Source organism: Undibacterium sp. WLHG33, assembly GCF_049544815.1.
Lineage (GTDB): Bacteria > Pseudomonadota > Gammaproteobacteria > Burkholderiales > Burkholderiaceae_D > Undibacterium.
The window spans coordinates 2,099,641-2,119,302 of record NZ_CP186697.1 but is presented as its reverse complement, the minus strand read 5'-3'; the positions used below and the strand labels follow the sequence as shown (position 1 = coordinate 2,119,302).

Below are 19,662 nucleotides of genomic sequence, written 5' to 3'. Positions count from 1 at the left end.
AGTCTGGCCATCCAGGGTCTGGATGAATACGATCAGGCAGCCAGAAATTAAAAGCATAAAATTTGCCGAGATTTCAATAACCAGGACACCTCATCAATGAACGTCAGGATGACAAATGAAGCTTTTGCGTAGCCCGATAGTCTCTTACATGATGGGCATATTCCTGCCGGTAGCGCTGTTTGTAATGCTTGCAGGCACGCTTAATCTCTTGTCCTTCCGTGAACTGAGCAAGGATCATCAGGCTGCGCTTGCCGAGACAGCACACGATCAAAAGAAACTGAGTCTCAACCGGAATATCAACAACGGAATTTCTGCAGTTCAGGTGCAGCTGGCAGCGTTGATGGAGCAAGCACGCTTGCAGAAGATCGATCAATCTGTCGCTGACCGTATTCATTCACAGCTGGCAAATCAGCTGAGCGAAATGGACCAACAGCTGATGCAGGCAGAAGAAGCGCTGGACAAAGAGAATCTGCTGGATCTGCAACAACACTTTCAGGATTATCGCAGCGCCGTTCTTGCCGCAACCAGTCAGGCTGTGACCGATCCATCTTCCGCTATGAGTCATGCTTATCTGGCAACCGTCAGCGAACACCATATCTCGCAGCAAGTGCGTACGATCGCTGCCGGCATCAACAAACAAATCGCAGAACGCAACGCAACACGCGAGAAAAATTTTCAGGAACATGCGATTCGCAACCTTGTGACCGGTGGCGTCTTGTTACTGATCTTGATCCTGCTTTGGCTGCGCGTGATACTGCGTCTGAGCAATCGTTTGTCAATGTTAACCCTGGCTCTGGATCGTCTTTCAGAAGGTGTGATGGGTCCGGAAACGCTGCCCGATGTGCGGGTAATCGCTCAGAACAGGGGGAGTTTGCTGGGCGATCTGGCGAGAGCCGTGCTGTCTTTTCATGAAACTACTCTGGCGCATAGCAAAGCACAGTATGACCTTGGCAAGCGCATGAAAGAACTTTCCTGCCTGTTCGACATTCTGCGCATTACCGTCCGTGATGACATCAGTATTGAAGCTATGTTTGATTTAGTTGCAGCGCGAATGCCGGCAGCTATGCGTTTCCCTGAGATTGCCACCGGATTTATCGATTGCGGCGACAAACATTACGGTCAACTGGCCGAAGGTGAAAAGCTGAGTGCCTCCTTCACCGGAATTGACGGACAGCATGCACAGGTGAGCATCGTCTATACCGGAGCATTGCCTGCCGATGTGGGTACACCATTCCTTGCTGAGGAACAGACCCTGCTCGAAGGCATTGCTACGCACATGGCAGCGGCGGTCGAACGACACCGCGTCGCTGCTGCGGAAGCTGACCGGCGAGCGCTGATTAATGCTGTGATCGCCGAAGCCCCTGACGCCATTGAACTCGTAGACATGGAAACACTTCACTTTATCGAAGCAAATGCTACCAGTTGCCGACTACTTGGCTATTCGCGTGAAGAAATGCTCAACATGCGTGTCACCGATATGCAGACAATGCTGGACTCTGATGAGAAGTTCGCCGCTCTCAGAAAAAATATCGCAGACCACGGCAGCGTCGAGTTCGAGAATCATCATCGCTGTAAGGATGGCAGGATGCTTGATGTTCGTGTCAACGTGCAGGCGATACGTCAGAAAGAGCGCGATTACCTGGTGGCAATCTGGCGCGATATTACGGCCGAGAATGCGGCGTCGGCAGAAATACGGAAGCTATCGCTGGTCATCGAACAAAGCCCGAATTCCATCATCATCACCGATCTGGATTGCCACATCGAGTATGTGAATGATGCCTTCACCCGGAATACAGGTTATCAACGCGAGGACGTACTGGGCAAAAACCCACGCTTACTCAAATCTGGCAAGACTCCGCCTGCTGTCTATGAGTCTATGTGGCAAACCCTGACAAGCGGCGAAGCCTGGCGCGGCGAATTCATTAACTGCAATAAAGCCGGGCAAGAGCAGACTGAGCTGGCGATTATCGTGCCGCTGCGACAACCGGACGGCAGCTTCTCTCATTATGTCGCGATCAAAGAAGATATTACGATCAGGAAACAACAGGAAAATCAATTACGTAAATTGATTCTTGCGGTAGAGCAAAGTCCCGAAAGCATCGTCATTACTGACATCGATGCACGTATCGAATACGTCAACGAAGCCTTTCATCGTAACACCGGATATACCCGCGAAGAAGTGATAGGCATCAATCCGCGTATCCTGCAGTCTGGCCTGACGCCGAGAGCAATCTATGACGATATGTGGGCAACACTTTCACAAGGCGAGGTCTGGCGCGGCGAACTTATTAACCGACGTAAAGACCACAGCGAATACGTGGAATTCGCCACAATCACGCCCATCCGTCAACCCGATGGTCAAATTACTCACTATCTGGCGATCAAGGAAGACATCACCGAGAAAAAAGCGATGGCCGGTGAACTTGAACGTCATCGTGAACACCTTGAGCAGCTTGTCGAGATAAGAACTGCCGAATTAAATACCACGATACACGAACGGGATGCGCTGTTCGACGCGGCGAGTACCGGTATTGCCTTGTTGAAAGACAGAATCATCATGCGCTGCAACCGGCGTATGGATGAGATATTCGGGTATGCGCTCGGCGAGCAGATCGGGCAACCGACCCGCATCTGGTTCCCAGATGATCTCAGCTACAACAATGCAGGTGAGGATATCTATAAGAGTATTGCCGACGGAGAAATCGTTGTCCGTGAAATGAATATGTTACGTAAAGATGGCAGCTCATTCTGGTGCCGCACCTTCAGCCGCGCCATTGACCCTGCTGATCTGACACGTGGCAACGTCGTTGTCTTCGAAGACATCACCACCGAACGCGCTGCCACAGAGCAAATGCGTGCGGCCAGAATTCTGGCTGAGAACGCCGTGCGTATGAAATCAGACTTCCTCGCCAACATGAGTCATGAGATCCGTACACCTATGAACGCCATCATAGGCATGTCGCATCTGGCGATGAAAACTGAACTGACGCCGCGTCAGCGTGATTACATGAAAAAGATACAGTGGTCGAGTCAGCATTTGCTCGGCATCATTAACGATATTCTGGATCTGTCGAAAATAGAGGCAGGCAAAATGACTGTCGAATCTATCGACTTTGAACTGGATCATGTATTACAAAATGTCGTAGGTTTGATTTCTGAAAAAGCAGCCGCCAAAGATCTTGAACTGATCGTAGAAATTGACAAAGACGTGCCCCACAGTCTGATCGGCGATCCTTTGCGTATCGGTCAGGTGCTGATCAACTATGCCAATAATGCTGTCAAGTTCACAGAGCAGGGAGATATTGCGATCCGGGTTGCGGTTGAACGCTCCTCTCCGAGCGAGCTTGTTCTCAGTTTTTCTGTCAGCGACACCGGAATTGGTCTGGATGAAGAACAACGCAGCCGGCTGTTTCAGAGTTTCGAACAAGCAGATTCCTCGACGACCCGTAAATACGGCGGTACCGGTCTGGGTCTGGCGATTTCACGACAGCTGGTCAGCCTGATGGGGGGCGAAGTCGGTGTCGACAGTAAGCTTGGCATTGGCTCCACTTTCTGGTTCACGGTGCCCCTCGGTCATCGTGAGGAAAAACAAATACAACTGATACCGGCACCGGATCTGCGCGGCCGCCGTGTCCTGGTGGTGGATGACAATGATCACGCGCGCGAGGTCATTGGTGATATGTTGAGCAATATGTCGTTTGTCGTTTCGCTCGCATCGTCAGGCTTAGCCGGTATCTCCGAAATCGCACGCGCGGCAGATGCTGGAGAGCCCTATGAAATTGTGTTTCTCGACTGGCAGATGCCAGTTCTGGACGGCATCGCCACCGCCAGAAAAATCAGCGAGAGTATGCCAAACAATGCGCCGCACATGGTGATGATCACAGCCTATGGGCGCGACGAAGTGATGAAAGCAGCAGACGACGCCAAAATTGATGATGTACTGATCAAGCCTGTAACCTCGTCTTTGTTGTTTGACACGGCGATGCGCATCCTCGGTACAACGCCGACCAGTCAGTTATACACTGCAGAAAACGCTACCCCGGGAACGGATCTGTCGGCAGTGACCGGGGCCCGGATCTTACTGGTTGAGGACAATGAATTGAATCAGGAAGTCGCCGTAGAATTACTGCAGCAGGCCGGTTTTATGGTTGATGTTGCTGACAATGGTGAGGTTGCACTCAGTATGCTGAACCGTCAGGACCAGAACTACGATATGGTTCTGATGGATATGCAAATGCCGGTCATGGATGGGATCACTGCGACACGTGAAATTCGCAAACAGGCTAAATGGTCAGCGTTACCTGTGGTCGCGATGACAGCCAATGCGATGGCGAGCGACCGTGATCGCTGTATCGAAGCCGGTATGAATGATTACCTCGTCAAGCCTATCGACCCTGATCAGTTATGGAAAACACTGCGGCGCTGGATTAAACCCCTGCGGGAAACGACTGCGTCTGCTGTGATCCAGGCTTTACCTGAGCAAACTGCGGTTGTGACGATAGCGCCTGTTGCGGGTCTTGATGTGAAGGCAGGTTTACATCACGCGCTGGGAAAAGAAGCACTGTATATCTCATTTCTGCGCAAGTTCAGCGACGGTCAGAAAGATTTTCCGGAACGACTGGAAGAAGCCATGAAGCAGAATGATCTGGTCTCTGCAGAACGGCTGGCACATACCTTCAAGGGTTTATGCGGACAAATCGGTGCCGGAGCTTTACGCCTGATGGCAGAGTCTCTGGAGCAGCGTATCAGAGACGGCGAACCGGCTGAGAAAATAACAGCGGCACTGGAAATCATTCCTGGTCCTCTGGCAGAACTCGTCAGCGCAATTAATCAGCGCTTTCCTTCAGCAGAGTCAGTACAGGCTGCTACCAATATCGATCTGCAGGAGTTGCGCAGGACAGGTACACAGCTGGCAGCGGAACTGGCTGCCGATGATTTTGCCAGCAGCGATACCTTCGATCAGCACGAGGCTCTTATGAGGGCAGCACTCGGAGAGCGCTATACGGCGCTTGCATCTGCGATACACGATTTCAACTTTTCACGTGCCACAGATCTGCTGCGAGAAGCACTGGCTGTACACAAAATAGAGATCTGAGCCGCAAGACCGACTAATGAACGCCACTGCAAGTTGGCGCTCATTAATGCAGTACGCGACAGGCATCAAAAGTACGTAACCATGTCAATTGCAGAATACGCGCCTCATTGCTGGCCCGATGGCGCTCCAGATTGAGTTCATCCTCGATCTTTATTTTGGTTGCCTGCCACATAGACTCCTGCTGTGGCGAAATGATTTCCCGCAGATCCGCGAGCCGGAAATTCGGCGAACATGCTGCTGCCTCAAATAATCGGGCCATCAATATGTAATCGTGGACCCAGCCATCTGTGTAGACGGTGTAACCATCAAGCATCGCATTAAGCTGTTCAGCCACCATCCGTACGGGATTACCATTCGCCACCAGAATTTCACGCGGGATCTGGTGCAAGCCCGCAGCAATCTCATCCCACAGATTCCAGTCTTGTTCTGGCCGGATCAGACTACACCAGCCTTCGCCGTGACGTTGAGAAAAACCGACTTCAACCGGATAACTGCCTCTGCCAAAACCCGAGGCTTCGAACGCAATCACAATAGGTACGGTCATCATGGCAGACTCCGACTGAAAATGTTAGGCAAAGGTAACCATGTATTCTGTACTACCGCCCAAGTTCTGCAAGTTTTTTAAGCAGTCCCGGGCAGGAAATATACACTGATTCAGACTGGCAGTGCGGTACATAACTCAACCATGATCCCATCGGGACAGCGCAGATAAGATACCGTCTGTCCCCATGGCTTTTGTGCCGGCGCTGCGAGCTCGGCGGCACCGCTCTGCAATGCATGAGCGTGTGCCTTGAACACATCATCGGTCACAAATGCAACTTCAAAACCCAGCGGTTTTACAGAGGTATGGGCTTCGACATGCCCACCGGGATAATTGAATGTACCCATCTCATGCGCTGCAAATGCCAGCGTCGTCGCACCTGTATCGAGTTCGCCATACATACCGGAATCATCCAGAAAGCGGCGACGGCAGCCAAAAGCCTTTTCAAAAAAACTGAGCGAAGCGGCGACCTCAGGTACATAAATAATTGTGTAGGCAAAGTGCATCAACTGACTCTCCGTGAATATGGGATAAAGCTAGTGCGAAAAAAAACAGATTCTGTCCGGAAAAATATAGCTGCAATAAATCCACCGTACAATTTCTGAGCAGCATTATTACAATATAATCAAAATTACAATTCTTTGCTCTTTTATTTTTTGTGTATATCAGTGCCTGCAAAGCAAATACTGATGCGGGTCACGATGCCAAATCCAAATTTCGGCTATGCTTGCTCGGAAATTGATGCAGATGATGCAAAACACCGTAATTTAGAAGGAATTCTCGTGAGCAACTTGTTAAACCGACGACTGGCACTACTGGATAACGACACGTACCGCCCTCTGCTCGGACAGGGCTTGCGTGGTATCGAACGTGAAACCCTGCGCGTTGATGCAGACGGCCACCTGTCGCCGAAGCCACACCCGGCCGCATTGGGTGCAACGCTGACCCATCCACAGATTACGACCGACTATGCCGAGTCACTGATGGAGTTCATTACGCCGGCAGAACAGGATATCTCGCTGGCATTGGAAAAACTGGATCAGATTCACCGATTCACCTATGCAGAACTGGGCGACGAAATGCTGTGGAGCCATTCCATGCCCTGCCCTTTGCCGGACGAAAAAGACATACAGATCGCCTGGTATGGCAACTCGCACATCGGCATGATCAAGCATGTGTACCGGCGCGGTCTGGCACTACGCTATGGCAAGAGCATGCAATGCATTGCCGGTATTCATTACAACTACTCGATTTCTGAAAACATCTGGAAAGTTTTGCAAAAAGCAGAAAACACCAGCGGCGATGCGATGTATGTGCAGTCGGAAAATTACATCGCTATGATCCGCAACTTCAAGCGTTACAGCTGGTTGCTGATGTACTTGTTCGGTGCCTCGCCAGCGCTGGCAACATCGTTTTTGCGTGGCCGTACGCATCAGTTACAAAGCCTGTCGGAAGATACGCTGTATCTGCCTTACGCGACCAGCCTGCGTATGAGCGATCTGGGTTATCAGAATAATGCGCAGGATGGTCTGGTTCCGCCGTATAACAGCCTGATGGATTACATGCGCAGCTTGTCCATCGCTGTTCGCAAACCTTATCCTGCTTACGAAAAAATCGGCACCAAAATCAATGGCGAATGGGTACAGATCAATACCAATATTTTGCAAATTGAAAATGAGTTTTACGCGACCATACGCCCGAAACGCGTGATCCATACCGGCGAGCGCCCTATTGAAGCGCTTTGCGCACGTGGTGTGCAATATGTCGAAGTGCGTTGCATGGATGTGAATCCATTTGACCCGCTGGGGATTAATCTGGAAACCTCGCGTTTTCTGGATGCGTTTTTATTATTCTGTGCACTGGATGAAAGCCCGCTCACCGATCAGGCTGAAGGCGAGGAAAATACCCGTAATTTTGCACTGACAGTCAAAGAAGGACGCCGCCCCGGCCTGATGCTGCGTCGTGGCGGACAAGAAATTTCCCTGCAAAACTGGGGGCTGGAATTACTGGAAAAAATTGCTCCGGTAGCCGCACTGCTGGATGCACAACGCGGCGATCATGTCCATGCTGATTCGCTGCAGGTACAGCGCGAAAAATTGCAGAACCCCGATCTGACGCCATCGGCGCAGGTTTTAGCCGCAATTCGTGCCGAAAATAATTCGTTTTATCAGTTTGCTCTGAAACAAAGCAAGGTACTGGCAGAACAATTCCGCACCCGCCCGCCAAGCGCAGAAGAGCGCCGCTACTTCGAAGAACTGGCCAAAGCCTCGGTCGCCGAACAGGAAGAAATGGAGCGGTCGCAAACCGGCAGCTTTGATGAATTCATCACCGATTACCGTTCCCGCACATCCAGTCAGTTGTGCTGCGAAAGCTGATTATGTAGCAATGCTGATTTGATGAATATTAAAAAAGCCGCCAGCAAATGAGACTGCTGGCGGCTTTTTTATTCAGACAGAACGACTTATTCGTCCTCAAACAGATTACCCAGGCCACCAAGTACTGAGCCCTGTTCTGCGCCTTTACCACCGCCGATTTTGGAAGCACCGACGATGCGGTTAGCGAGGCGAGATAATGGCAGCGACTGCAGCCAGACTTTGCCCGGGCCACGCAAAGTCGCAAAGAACATGCCCTCACCACCAAACAAGGCGGTCTTCACACCGCCGACAAACTGAATATCGAAATCAATGTCTTGCGTAAAGGCGACCACGCAGCCGCTATCGACGCGCAAGGTCTGGCCGGGTTGCAAAGTTTTTTCTATGATCGCGCCACCGGCGTGAATAAATGCAAGGCCATCGCCTTCGAGTTTTTGCAACACAAAACCTTCACCGCCAAAGAACCCGGCACCCAGACGTTTCTGAAATGCGATACCGAGCGCCACACCTTTTGCTGCGCACAGGAAAGCATCTTTCTGACACAGCAAAGTGCCGCCCAGTTGTGCCAGATCCATAGGAATGATTTTGCCGGGATATGCGGCGCCAAATGCGACTTTGCGTTTTTGTCTGCCGCCGTTCATGAATACTGTGGTGAACAAGGATTCGCCAGTCACCAGACGCTTACCGGCACCGAGCAATTTACCGAAAATGCCGCTTTGTGCAGCAGAGCCGTCACCGAAGATCGTCTCCATCTGGACGTCGTCTTCCATGTAAAACATCGCACCGGCTTCGCCGACAGCCGCTTCATTCGGGTCGAGTTCAATTTCGACAAACTGCATGTCGTCGCCGAAAATCTGATAATCAATAACGTCCATTGCCATGATGAATTTTCCTGATGAAAAAAGGTTGACCGGTGCAAAACACAGCGAGCGGCATTGTAGCCAGAACACTTATGCAAATGCCAGTTTTTCGCCCGGTAATATTTTTCAGAAAATACCGCAATACAAAACACATCAGTTCGTCGCCCGGCAGCTATTTTTCTGAGCACCAACGGCCATCGGCTGTCAGCGTCTGATCCATGCGCACTGCGCAAGGATATTCTTGCATTCTTGCCGCCACTCCCCTAGCATGGCACAGTCCATTTTCAAGCACATCTCCATGCCCGCCTTGCCTGAATTAAAAGAACTCGAACGCATCATTCAACTCGGACAGCCGCAACTGGAGGTTGACGTACTGTGCGAAATCGATGTCCAGCACAAGCGCTTTCCAGTCTACAAACTGGCACTGGGCAACCCCGACCCGTCTTTGCCTGCGATCGGTTTTTTTGGCGGTATACACGGACTGGAACGCATAGGTTCGCAAGTGCTGCTGTCTTTTCTGCGCGGATTACTGACCCGCCTGAAGTGGGATAAAAGCCTGCAACACATGCTACATGAAGTGCGGCTGGTATTCATGCCACTGGTGAACCCCGGTGGCATGTGGCAGGCAACGCGTGCTAATCCGAATGGTGTTGATCTGATGCGCAATGCACCGGTAGAAGCAACCGAAAAAGTACCGTTCCTGCTCGGCGGGCATCGCATCAGCAAACACTTGCCGTGGTATCGTGGGCCTGCTAATGCAGAAATGGAAGCTGAAAACAAGGCGCTGGTGCGCACCGTGCAGCAGGAATTATTGTCACGTCAGTTCAGTATCGCCATCGACTGCCACTCTGGTTTTGGTCTGCGCGACCGCGTCTGGTTTCCGCATGCGCACAGCGTGCATCCGATTCCGCATCTGGCCGATATTTTGTCGCTGGAAGAACTGTTCCAGCAAACGCATCCGAATCATCGCTACCTGTTTGAGCCGCAAAGCCTGCAATACCGCACGCATGGCGACATCTGGGATTATCTGTACCTGCAATCACAAGAACAACCTGGCAAAACCTTTCTGCCGCTGACGCTGGAAATGGGCTCGTGGCTGTGGGTCAAAAAAAATCCGCGTCAATTATTTTCGCGTCACGGCATGTTCAATCCGGTGGCAGAGCATCGCCTGCATCGTGTGCTGCGGCGGCATACTTCGTGGCTGGATTTTTTAATGCGCGCCACCTGCGGTCATCAGGAATGGCTGGCGCAAGGCCCGACCCGCCTGCGCCTGCAGGAACGCGCCGTACAACGCTGGTATCGCCCATGACCTGGGTACTGCTGCGCGGCCTGATGCGCGAACAACGGCATTGGGGCAACTTCACGCAACAGTTTGCACAAGCCCATCCGCACGAACACATCATCACTCTCGATTTCGCAGGCAATGGCGCTTTATATCAGCAAGCCAGCGCCACCAGCATAGGCGCGATGGTCGAGCAGGCGCGTGGGCAAGTTCAACAACAACTTCAACAACAGCAAAGCGAAGACAAGATCAAACTGCTCGCCATCTCGCTCGGTGGCATGGTCGCGGTGGCATGGGCAGAACGCTATCCGCAAGAGCTGCAACGCATGGTGCTGATCAACACCAGCCTCGCGCCGCACAACCCGTTTTATCAGCGCCTGCGCCCTGCCAATTACCCCGCCATCATCGCTACCATGCTGACAGGAACACAGCGTCAGCGCGAGCAACTGATCCTGCGCCTGACCAGCCATCAGAGCGATGCCCCTCAAGCAGAACAACTGCTCAACGACTGGGTTCATTACGCGAAGCAATACCCTATCCGCCGCCGCAATATCCTGCGTCAACTGGTTGCCGCGATGCGCTACCGCGCACCCGCACAGGCACCTCAAGTGCCGCTACTGATGCTGGCCGGCGCCAGGGACGTGCTGGTCAGCCCGCAATGCTCCGCCACTCTGGCTCACCACTGGCAGGTCGAATTACGCATTCATCCCGATGCCGGACACGACCTGCCACTCGACGATCCCGCCTGGGTCATACAGCAAACGCTGACTTAATCATTGCGTCAGCTCTGCATCAACACGATATACACAGCACGCCGAGCTGTCGCCTCACGTACATTTACTTACACTTTTAATAAGAGATAAAAAGCATGCATTGTTAAAATTAAACTTCTATTCATATCAAAACACATCAGCAGGAAACTTTATGAGCCACCCTTCAGCTCGTCATCTCACTTCTATCGCTTCCATCATTTCTGCCTGCATTGCCGCCACATTATTCAGTGTCACCGTATCCGCGCAGACCGCCGCACAACTCGTGCAGGCATCGAATGCTTATGCTGATATGTGCAAAAAATCGGTCAATATGCCGACTGGGGAAAGTGACCTCAAAGACAATCCTAAGCTGGATGATTATTGCAAATGTTTTGCCGATAAATTTCTCACCCGAGCAATACAATCCCAACCCGGAGCCAGCCGGACACCGTTGCAGGAAACCCTGAAACAGGAAATGGAAATGCGCCAATCCTGCCGCGCCAAATATAATCTGCCCGCGTTAAAAAAATAGACCGCGTTCAACACGTACCCAGTCAGAATGCGCCTGCTGGCAGCGTTTCAGCCGCAAACGCGCATCACGTCTATGCCTTCCTTGCTTGATTGCGCCGGATTTCGCTTTATGACGACGCCTGGTATGCCGTCATACCCGCTGTATTATTAAATTATTGACATTCCCAGTCCTGCTGCTACATTGCTAACAGTTATTCTCTGCCCGCCTGACCTCTCTCAACAGGAGTCACATGTGAATACCCTGCCAGAGATCAAATGCGTCCTGATCTTATTCACCGTTTGTTGTCTTTCTGCGTGCAATCAGGAAAAAGCACAGGCCTTGCAGCTTGCCACGACCACATTCAGTAATGAAGCAGACCGCGCCTGCAAGATGGGTGCCGATAGCTTGCAAGCGGCTGTGGCAATGCCAGCACTTACCCGCTCAGACATTGCCACATCACTGGCGCAGGCAAAGAAATTTGGCGCTGTTGAGCTCGATTTAATCTATGCCGACAACAGCATCACCGACAGCGCAAACGCACCTGCGCTGAGCGCGCTGAATCAGGCCTGTGAGGCGCACCGGCAGCTCGCCGCCATGTACATCGATCTGCCGCGTGGCTATCTGCTGGCAGCGGATGATGTAAAAAAAGCGCAGAAACTCGCGGTCAATGTCACAGCACGTTTTGCCAGACTGGGCCACATCTTTGCTGAATTGCCGTCAACCGGCCGCGATAATATTTCCCGCATCCGCATTATCGAAGCCCACAGCAAAACGATGGCCGTTGCTGACGAAAAAGCCCGTACCGCATTGCTCGGCAGCGTTGCCGACGATATCCTGCAGAATCAAACCAACGAGGCGCAAAGCCGTGACCTCATCCTCAGCCAGTTTGCAAAAGCGACGGTACTCGGAGAAAAACTAGCAAAAACCAGCGTCCATTACGATCAAATGACAGTGGCGGATTTACTGGAATCACTCAGAGAATTTTCTGCCCTGTACGGCAGCATCACCAGCCGAGCGGCCACAGCACAAAGCGCTATCAGTAGTATCAACCGCGTAGAAGCAAACCTGAAAAATGACCCGGCGCTCAGTCCTTTGCTGGATGCCGTCGTCAGCCAGAAATAATGTGCTGCCAGAGGGAGAGACACCATGCCTGTCAAAGACAATGATGCTGACATGCTGCGCGTGATGGGCAACACCATCACCGATCTGCAAATCCGGTATCGCGCTGCGACGCTGGACGATCAGGCAGTGCTGATCACGCCACTCAAAGAACTGCTGCAAGACTACGGGGACTATCAGGCACGTTTGCTGAAAGCAGGCACCATCACCAGCGATGCAGAACTGGCGCAAATGAAAGCCATACAAACCGCCATCAGCGACGATGCCGACCGCCAGGATTTGCTGATCGCCATCGCAAAAATCGTCGCCCTGATTGCTGCCGCCTGAGCGCGGTATTGTTGCAGAAATAGCGCACGGCAAGTATCCTTCACAACGGCTGGACACGCCCGATGGCTGTTCTCCCTGCGTTCAGGTTTCTGTTTTCTCAGATACCCCCATCATCAGCCCATTTCTTTTTCAACCATCACAGCGGAGTTGTTATGAAACGAGTCACAGGCATAGGCGGTATTTTCTTCAAAGCCAAAGATGCACCGGCATTGCAGGCATGGTACAAGCAACATCTGGGAATCGATGTGCAGGTCTGGGGCGGCGCAGCTTTTGACTGGGCAGATGCTGATGGCAAGCCAGTTGCTGGCACTACGGCATGGGCCATACATCCGCAAGACAGCGATCATTTCGCGCCGGGTTCTGCCCCGTTCATGGTGAATTACCGGGTGGAAGACCTGCACGCATTAGTCAGGGCTTTAAAGGAAGAAGGCTGTCACGTGCTTGATCAGACAGATGACTCCGACTATGGAAAATTCGCCTGGGTGATTGATCCCGAGGGAAATAAAGTCGAACTGTGGCAACCGCCGCCAGGCCAGTAATCGCACAAGTCATTTCACATTCAAATTGCGGGATACCTGCCCGCTGTCAACACAGATAACCAGCGTGCGGCGTTGTTGCAAAAACGCCGGCACGCTTGTCTTCTTATGCAGATACCATCGGCTGAACAAGTCCGGCTGACGCCGGCGCGGGTCGCCCCGGGGCAGATACGGGGTGTTCTGGCTGCATCCCTGATCAACTGCGCAAGTGCCTCAAAAAGATAAATATTGTTAAATCATCAGAAATCAGACCGGTTTGTGCAGCGCTCTCTTCGTTACCGAAGAATGGTTCCAATTACGATGCAGATACATTGAGTTCCAATCAGGTGCATTATGTTGCATGAATAGGTAGCGCTGTGCCTCAGGTTGAACGAAACATTCCCACTGTATTGACGCCCGGTCTTTTTGCCCATCTGAAACGATGCTGTCAGTGGACAAATGAGATCGCAACGAGCCTGGCATGGGCGTACAAAATGACGTCGGTGACAAACACGGTCAACCTGGAACGAAAAAGTAAATTTGTCGCACGTACACTGCTCAATTTAAAACCCAGCGTATCGTGGTATCAATTTGTCAGAAGCAGCTATTTACGGCCACTTGTCGGCAACGATGCCAACCTGCTCGACGTCATTCATCGCCCTTTCTTTGACCGCAACACCAGCGCCATGGAGCGGGTGAACATGCTCGTCTGCCATTTTGAATTACTGCATACTCTGCTCGGTACAAAAACTACGGCGAACATTGTCAGTGGTCATCGCTTTTTACTATCACAGTTCACCGGGAAAAATGACGAGCACTTCACCATTCATCTGCTGCGCGATGATGCCTTCAAACGCGAGGGCGGCATCACACTGGCACTGAGCATGAATGAGCAGGCACTGCTGTATGTCACGTTTACCCTCGTGAAAAATCGCTACGGCAATGCAATCAGGGTCGGCGGCATACAATCCAACCGTGGTAATTGCCGCCAACTGGCGCGCACAGCCACCAGCGCCTTGCATGGCATTCAGCCGCGCCTGCTGCTGATTGAAGTGTTACGCAATCTTGCCGCGCAGATCAATTGCACGACAATAGAATGTGTCAGTAAACAAAACCACATCTACCGCGCCTGGCGCTATCGCCAGAAAAAATGTATTCATGCCGAATACGACCAGCTGTGGCTGCTCGCCGGCGGCAGTCAGAATCAGAGAGGGAATTTTGAAATCCCGCATACGCAGGATGAAAAACCCATAGAATCGCGGCCATCCAACAAACGCAGCGAATATCGCCGCCGCGCCGTGCTGACCGAAGCCATGCGCGCCCAGATACACGCCGCCATCCATGCCCACGGCCACCACTTGCACCGCGCCCACAGCTACACCTCACATTAAGCGGACGATCTGGCACGACTGAATGTCGCCATAAAACAAGCCATCGCCGCGGTCATACGCGCATCGCGTCAATCGGCGTCACGCCACAAACCACACTCGCCCAAAGCCGCATTTCCCCCGTCCCTAAATTGCTGACATCGCTGGAACACTGAGACCAGCTTTGCCTGTTTTTGCCTCTTTTTTCCTGCTGAGGATAAAAATATACTGGGTGGGGTATATTTAAAACCCCTTTATTTTATTCAGAGATTAAGGCGTTTTTGGCAGATACTCCCCCTTTTTTCAAAAATGGCATGATTTGAAGAGTGATGTAGCTCTGTTTCCCCCTACGCCGGGCAATGTCAGATTCTGATTTTTGGTTTGATGAGAACTGATAGCTTTGCCTGCTTTTTTTTCTGCCTGCCCAGTGCTGACACGATGCGTGTTGAGACAATTTGATCTGCACTTTTTGTCGATCTGCTGGTACCTGCTATTGATCAGGTACCAGCAAAAGCAATCAAGCGTCGTACAGGCTTCAAAAGGATTAAAAAAATTGCATTTGTTTAGGCGGTCGGTTATCTTTCAAAAATGAAAATTAAATCATGTTAGGCACTTTGACAATTAACACTCTTTCAATTACTGAAAATGGCTAAATCATACGAAGAAAAACAATTCACGCAACTATCTGGGGAATTTGGCGTTGTGTCTGAGCTTTGTCGTCGTCAAATACAGGCCTCATTGACCTACGGGAATAGCAAAAGTGCCGATGTTTTTGTCATAGACGGAAAGCTCGGTCGTTCAATTAAGGTTGAAGTTAAAACTAGCGTATTAAAGGGATGGGTTGTTGATGCACGAGCCCTTAATGTTGAGCGACACATAATTTGGGTATTTGTTTACATGCCTAAACCTAACGATGCTGCTAGGGTCTGTTGACGTTTCACATAGGCAGCCATAAAAAAGCACAGGCCATGGCGACGACACTTTCATAATTTCGCTTCAATTTATCAAACCGGGTTGCCAGCGCCCGATAGTACCCAGGCCATTGAGCAGTGCGTACACCAGCACTACGTGAAACGCTATGACCAGCCCTATGCCCAGGAACTTCTTGCCCGGCTCTTGCTGGCGATCTGAAAAATCCATTAATACTCCTCCAACCCCACAAGGTCTACTATTGACTCACGTCAAAACGGTTCAAACAAAAACGATTATAAATACAGCCTGTGGCCAATAAGACCTGACACAGGGCGTACTCAATTTTTCTTAAGCAAAATAGAGACCAGAATTTTAACCCGTTATGCAGTTTCAACTGCCGCCACTACGGTTGATCACTTATGCGATTGCAGGTCCGCGTTCAGATAAAGCGAATTACTGCGACTATCCAAGCATCCGTTGCTCAAAAATATTACACATTTACATGAATCAATTTATCAGACTGTGAAGTAAAAAAGCCAACTTCATGTAAATATTTTTATCTGCGGTAACTTCGTGTAAATAAACTTATATTTTACAGAAAAATATGTAAATTTATCCGCCAAAATTTTCCGAAGGCGCATAAAACCATTTCTCACCATCAACTGTCAATAGCTAGCAAATAGTATTCCACAGAAAAACAACAGCAATTATTCTGCCAAAAAAAGAAAAATAAAGGAAATGCATTAATTTGTGCTTCGCAGCATAAATTTAGTGCACCATCTCCCCTCTGAAAAACTTTCACAGAATTATTTGCCGGCAAATAGTCCCGACTGAATAAAATTTACTTTCCCCGCAAATACGGACCGAAATCCCACAAAAGTTGCGTCAATTTTTGTGGGACTTTTAATGCATAACAGCAAAAATTTTTTATCCTGCTGCAGCCAAATCACGACTACCGCTCGTAAATCAGTCAGATTGCACCATTAAGGTGCAATAAAAAGCGATAAAAATTTTCTTCCCTTCTCCTTATTTTCAGAAACTTAAGATAAGGTTACGGCGCACTGAAAATAAATTCCTCTGCCTTTTTATCTTTTTAACAAATCACTGTATCAGGTGGCGAGAATCAGTGCTGCTCAGGTTGCTCATATCTGGAAGTCGGAGACATTGCTTTATGAAATTTACGTTCGCAAAAATTAAATCTGCCGTAGCTATTGATCTGCTCAGATGCAAAAGAATTTGCGCCATTGGTAGTTTTTTTCTCTTTGTTCTTAGCTGTGAAATCAGCACCGCCGCTACGCCGGCCAAAGACGAAGGCTTCGCCGACCCGGCAAAAGTGCTAAGAACCATCTTTCCTGTTGCCGAGACCGGATTTGACCCCGCCGCAACGCGCGACTTGTACTCCAACACAATTAACGAAGTTGTATTCGAACGTTTATTCAGTTACGACTACCTCGCCAGCCCGGCCAGAGTCGTCCCGGAAACGGCTGCTGAATTGCCGGAAATATCTGCCGATGGAAAAAACTACACGATACGTCTGAAAAAAGGCATTTACTTCACGCCGGATGACGCATTTAAAGGAAAAAAGCGCGAGCTGACAATGGAGGATTATGTTTACTCTTTCAAGCGTCTGATGGATCCGAAAATCGCGTCCAGCCACCGCTGGTTACTGGAAGATAAGATTATTGGTCTCGACGCCTATGCCGCCAAAGCGAAGAAAACCGGGAAATTCGACTACGACGTCAAAATTCCGGGACTGGAAATCGTCGACAAGTACACCTTACGCATTCATCTCAGCCGCCCTGATTTCAATTTACCGATGATTTTATCGTATGCCGCAATGTCGGCAGTCGCACGGGAAGTCATAGAAAAATATCAGGACATACAAGGTCTGGCGATGGCCAATCCGGTTGGTACCGGTCCGTATAAGTTAACAGAATGGGTGCGCGGCTCGAAAATGGTACTGGAAGCAAATCCGGACTATCGCTCAGTCTATTGGGACTATGCCGCCAGCGCCGATCCCGCGGACCAGCGAATTGTTAAGGCGATGAAAGGTAAGCGTATGCCGCAAATCGGCAAAGTCATCGTCAACGTCATCCTCGAAGATCAGTCCCGCTTGCTCGCGTTTCAGAAAGATGAAGTCGATTTATTCCAGCTTTACGGCGGACTTGCGCCGCAAGTCATGAAAAACGGCAAACTGAAACCGGAATTTGAAAAAAAAGGCGTACAACTCTCACGCATTATCGATCCCGAGCTGACAATCTACTACTGGAACATGCAGGATCCGGTCTGGGGCGGTCTGAGTAAAGAAAAAATCGCCCTGCGTCGCGCCGTTGCGATGGCGCATAAAGTCGAGGATGAAATCCGCATTGTTGATAACGGTGAGGCTGTTCCGCTGGAATATCCTATCCCCCCGAGTGTGGTCGGGCACGACCCGAAATACCGCAGCAGCATTCAATATAACCCGGCAGCAGCAAACGCCCTGCTCGACAAATTTGGCTACAAAAAGGGAAAAGACGGTTACCGCACCCTGCCAGATGGTCAGCCTCTGGAAATCACTTATACAGCACAAACCGAATCACGCGGCAAATTGCAGGCGGAAGTCTGGAAAAAAACTTACGACAGCCTTGGCATACGTATGAAAGTCGATTTCCGGCCCTTTGCTGAAATTCTGAAAGCAGAAAAGCAATGCCAGCTCACACAACGTATTTCGCCATGGATTGCTGATTATCCCGATGGCGATAATTTTATGCAGCTGTTTTACAGCAAGAATATTCACATGAATAACAATGGCTGCGCTGCGATTCCTGAATACGACAAGCTGTATGAAGCATCGCAAAAATTACCGGCAGGTGAAGAACGTGACGCCCTATATCACAAAATGGCGCGGGTAATGGAAGTTTATTCGGCGCAGAGAATCGGCTATGCACGTTACCGAAATATGCTCTCGCAGGCGCGGGTCATCGGCTATAAAAAGCATCCTGTAATGCATGTCGAATGGACCTATATCGACATCGATAAAAACAAATAACACACCATCCTCATCCGTTTTCCCGGGACATCTTATGACCGCCTATATCCTGCGCCGCTTATGGCAGATGGCACCCACTATGCTGGGTGTGATTCTGCTGGTATTTTTTTTGTTTAACTGGGTCGGCGGCGACCCGGCCTACTTGTTGGCAGGCAAAATGTCGAACGTAGAACAAATTGCGAATATCCGCACCCAGCTTGGCATAGACCAGCCTTACTACGTGCAGCTCTGGATTTTCATCAAACAAATTCTGACGTTTAATTTCGGTAACAGCTGGAGTACCGGCGAAGCCGTATCGTCAATTATCGGTAGTCGCCTCGGGCCTTCTTTGACAGTGCTGATTCCGCTGACAATCCTGGAAACCGTCATCGCGATAGCCCTCGCACTGGGAATCGCATTTAAACGCGGCTCGCTGACTGACCGCACTGTCATGATTGCGTGCACGGTAGGTATGTCCATCAGTATTCTGGTGTACATCATCGTCGGCCAGTATTTCTTCGCGTATCAGTTAAGCCTGTTTCCGGTACAAGGTTGGGGTAACAGCTTTGGCGAAAATTTATTCAAATACTCTGCCCTGCCGATTCTGATTGCACTGGCCGTCGGTGTCGCGCCGAATCTGCGCTTATTCCGCAGTTTTGTTCTCGACGAAGTGAATCAGGATTATGTGCGTACCGCACGTGCCAAGGGCGTGCCGGAACGGCGCGTGAAATGGGTACACGTGCTGCGGAATGCCTCGATTCCTATCATCACCCATGTCATGTCGAACTTACCTGCCCTGCTGATAGGCGCGTTTCTGATCGAACGTTTTTTCTCGATTCCGGGCATCGGCCGCGAAGTGATACTGGCGGTCGAACGCAGCGACTTCCCCGTCATCAAAGCGATTACCGTTTATGTCGCCGCAGCCACTATGATTTTTAACTTACTGACCGATCTGCTGTACCAGGCGGTTGATCCACGCGTGCAGTTGAAATAAGGATCACA

General features: G+C 50.6%; 16 protein-coding genes and 1 pseudogene. 12 read left to right on the top strand and 5 right to left on the bottom strand.

Going from position 1 to position 19,662, the window contains the following annotated elements:
• Positions 1-115 precede the first annotated feature (115 nt).
• On the top strand, positions 116-5,095 hold the full coding sequence (locus tag ACOTSW_RS09695) for a PAS domain S-box protein (RefSeq protein ID WP_423678873.1): 4,980 nt from the start codon (positions 116-118) through the stop codon (positions 5,093-5,095).
• Positions 5,096-5,138: 43 nt separating this feature from the next.
• Here the strand turns inward: ACOTSW_RS09695 and ACOTSW_RS09690 are convergent, their stop codons facing one another.
• Both ACOTSW_RS09690 and ACOTSW_RS09685 read right to left on the bottom strand, forming a co-directional pair.
• Complete coding sequence (locus tag ACOTSW_RS09690) at positions 5,139-5,642, bottom strand: hypothetical protein (RefSeq protein WP_423678872.1); 504 nt, start codon at positions 5,640-5,642, stop codon at positions 5,139-5,141.
• A 107-nt stretch (positions 5,643-5,749) separates the two neighbouring features.
• Complete coding sequence (locus ACOTSW_RS09685) at positions 5,750-6,142, bottom strand: VOC family protein (protein WP_423678871.1); 393 nt, start codon at positions 6,140-6,142, stop codon at positions 5,750-5,752.
• 276 nt (positions 6,143-6,418) lie between these two features.
• Between ACOTSW_RS09685 and gshA the strand changes: the two genes are divergently transcribed.
• On the top strand, positions 6,419-8,011 hold the full coding sequence (gene gshA, locus ACOTSW_RS09680) for a glutamate--cysteine ligase (protein WP_423678870.1): 1,593 nt from the start codon (positions 6,419-6,421) through the stop codon (positions 8,009-8,011).
• Between the two features lie 86 nt (positions 8,012-8,097).
• Here gshA and ACOTSW_RS09675 read toward each other — a convergent pair whose 3' ends face one another.
• Positions 8,098-8,889, bottom strand: a complete 792-nt coding sequence (locus tag ACOTSW_RS09675) for a TIGR00266 family protein (protein WP_423678869.1) — start codon at positions 8,887-8,889, stop codon at positions 8,098-8,100.
• Positions 8,890-9,136: 247 nt separating this feature from the next.
• On the opposite strand from ACOTSW_RS09675, the gene ACOTSW_RS09670 reads away from it, so the two are divergent.
• The 8 genes from ACOTSW_RS09670 to ACOTSW_RS09635 all read left to right on the top strand — a co-directional run bounded on the left by ACOTSW_RS09670 (position 9,137) and on the right by ACOTSW_RS09635 (position 15,674).
• Entirely contained in the window at positions 9,137-10,177 is a 1,041-nt protein-coding gene (locus tag ACOTSW_RS09670; protein ID WP_423678868.1) for a M14 family zinc carboxypeptidase, read from the top strand.
• Positions 10,174-10,923 carry an alpha/beta fold hydrolase gene (locus tag ACOTSW_RS09665; protein ID WP_423678867.1) on the top strand — a complete coding sequence of 250 codons (750 nt, stop codon included), beginning with the start codon at positions 10,174-10,176 and terminating at the stop codon, positions 10,921-10,923. Before ACOTSW_RS09670 ends, ACOTSW_RS09665 begins: the two co-directional genes overlap by 4 nt.
• A 151-nt stretch (positions 10,924-11,074) precedes the next feature.
• Complete coding sequence (locus tag ACOTSW_RS09660; RefSeq protein ID WP_423678866.1) at positions 11,075-11,434, top strand: hypothetical protein; 360 nt, start codon at positions 11,075-11,077, stop codon at positions 11,432-11,434.
• 231 nt (positions 11,435-11,665) lie between these two features.
• Positions 11,666-12,535 (top strand): hypothetical protein, encoded by an 870-nt coding sequence (locus ACOTSW_RS09655; protein WP_423678865.1) that lies wholly within the window; start codon positions 11,666-11,668, stop codon positions 12,533-12,535.
• Positions 12,536-12,559: 24 nt separating this feature from the next.
• A complete protein-coding gene (locus ACOTSW_RS09650; RefSeq protein WP_423678864.1) occupies positions 12,560-12,859 on the top strand; it encodes a hypothetical protein in 300 nt (99 codons plus the stop codon).
• A 152-nt stretch (positions 12,860-13,011) separates the two neighbouring features.
• Positions 13,012-13,398, top strand: coding sequence for a VOC family protein (locus ACOTSW_RS09645; RefSeq protein ID WP_423678863.1), 387 nt, complete (start codon positions 13,012-13,014; stop codon positions 13,396-13,398).
• A gap of 470 nt (positions 13,399-13,868) precedes the next feature.
• Positions 13,869-14,765, top strand: coding sequence for a DUF535 family protein (locus ACOTSW_RS09640; protein ID WP_423678862.1), 897 nt, complete (start codon positions 13,869-13,871; stop codon positions 14,763-14,765).
• A gap of 621 nt (positions 14,766-15,386) precedes the next feature.
• The gene (locus ACOTSW_RS09635; protein WP_423678861.1) at positions 15,387-15,674 is read left to right on the top strand and encodes a hypothetical protein; all 288 of its coding nucleotides are present in this window, start codon (positions 15,387-15,389) and stop codon (positions 15,672-15,674) included.
• A 4-nt stretch (positions 15,675-15,678) separates the two neighbouring features.
• On the opposite strand, the pseudogene ACOTSW_RS09630 reads toward ACOTSW_RS09635, so the two are convergent.
• Together ACOTSW_RS09630 and ACOTSW_RS09625 are read right to left on the bottom strand one after the other, a co-directional pair.
• Positions 15,679-15,774: pseudogene (locus tag ACOTSW_RS09630) on the bottom strand (IS5/IS1182 family transposase); the annotation flags it as partial.
• Positions 15,738-15,881 (bottom strand): hypothetical protein, encoded by a 144-nt coding sequence (locus ACOTSW_RS09625; RefSeq protein WP_423682378.1) that lies wholly within the window; start codon positions 15,879-15,881, stop codon positions 15,738-15,740. The pseudogene ACOTSW_RS09630 and the gene ACOTSW_RS09625, both read right to left, overlap by 37 nt.
• 943 nt (positions 15,882-16,824) lie before the next feature.
• Here ACOTSW_RS09625 and ACOTSW_RS09620 point away from each other — a divergent pair.
• Both ACOTSW_RS09620 and ACOTSW_RS09615 read left to right on the top strand, forming a co-directional pair.
• The gene (locus tag ACOTSW_RS09620) at positions 16,825-18,681 is read left to right on the top strand and encodes an ABC transporter substrate-binding protein (protein WP_423678860.1); all 1,857 of its coding nucleotides are present in this window, start codon (positions 16,825-16,827) and stop codon (positions 18,679-18,681) included.
• 34 nt (positions 18,682-18,715) lie between these two features.
• Positions 18,716-19,654 carry an ABC transporter permease gene (locus ACOTSW_RS09615; protein WP_423678859.1) on the top strand — a complete coding sequence of 313 codons (939 nt, stop codon included), beginning with the start codon at positions 18,716-18,718 and terminating at the stop codon, positions 19,652-19,654.
• Positions 19,655-19,662: the final 8 nt, after the last annotated feature.

Bases quoted from the DNA above. Each gene is read 5' to 3' on its own strand.
- ACOTSW_RS09695 (WP_423678873.1), top strand. From the start codon at position 116: ATGAAGCTTTTGCGTAGCCCGATAGTCTCTTACATGATGGGCATATTC.
- ACOTSW_RS09690 (WP_423678872.1), bottom strand. From the start codon at position 5,642: ATGATGACCGTACCTATTGTGATTGCGTTCGAAGCCTCGGGTTTTGGC.
- ACOTSW_RS09685 (WP_423678871.1), bottom strand. From the start codon at position 6,142: ATGCACTTTGCCTACACAATTATTTATGTACCTGAGGTCGCCGCTTCG.
- ACOTSW_RS09675 (WP_423678869.1), bottom strand. From the start codon at position 8,889: ATGGCAATGGACGTTATTGATTATCAGATTTTCGGCGACGACATGCAG.
- ACOTSW_RS09670 (WP_423678868.1), top strand. From the start codon at position 9,137: ATGGCACAGTCCATTTTCAAGCACATCTCCATGCCCGCCTTGCCTGAA.
- ACOTSW_RS09665 (WP_423678867.1), top strand. From the start codon at position 10,174: ATGACCTGGGTACTGCTGCGCGGCCTGATGCGCGAACAACGGCATTGG.
- ACOTSW_RS09660 (WP_423678866.1), top strand. From the start codon at position 11,075: ATGAGCCACCCTTCAGCTCGTCATCTCACTTCTATCGCTTCCATCATT.
- ACOTSW_RS09650 (WP_423678864.1), top strand. From the start codon at position 12,560: ATGCCTGTCAAAGACAATGATGCTGACATGCTGCGCGTGATGGGCAAC.
- ACOTSW_RS09645 (WP_423678863.1), top strand. From the start codon at position 13,012: ATGAAACGAGTCACAGGCATAGGCGGTATTTTCTTCAAAGCCAAAGAT.
- ACOTSW_RS09640 (WP_423678862.1), top strand. From the start codon at position 13,869: ATGACGTCGGTGACAAACACGGTCAACCTGGAACGAAAAAGTAAATTT.
- ACOTSW_RS09635 (WP_423678861.1), top strand. From the start codon at position 15,387: ATGGCTAAATCATACGAAGAAAAACAATTCACGCAACTATCTGGGGAA.
- ACOTSW_RS09625 (WP_423682378.1), bottom strand. From the start codon at position 15,881: ATGGATTTTTCAGATCGCCAGCAAGAGCCGGGCAAGAAGTTCCTGGGC.
- ACOTSW_RS09620 (WP_423678860.1), top strand. From the start codon at position 16,825: ATGAAATTTACGTTCGCAAAAATTAAATCTGCCGTAGCTATTGATCTG.
- ACOTSW_RS09615 (WP_423678859.1), top strand. From the start codon at position 18,716: ATGACCGCCTATATCCTGCGCCGCTTATGGCAGATGGCACCCACTATG.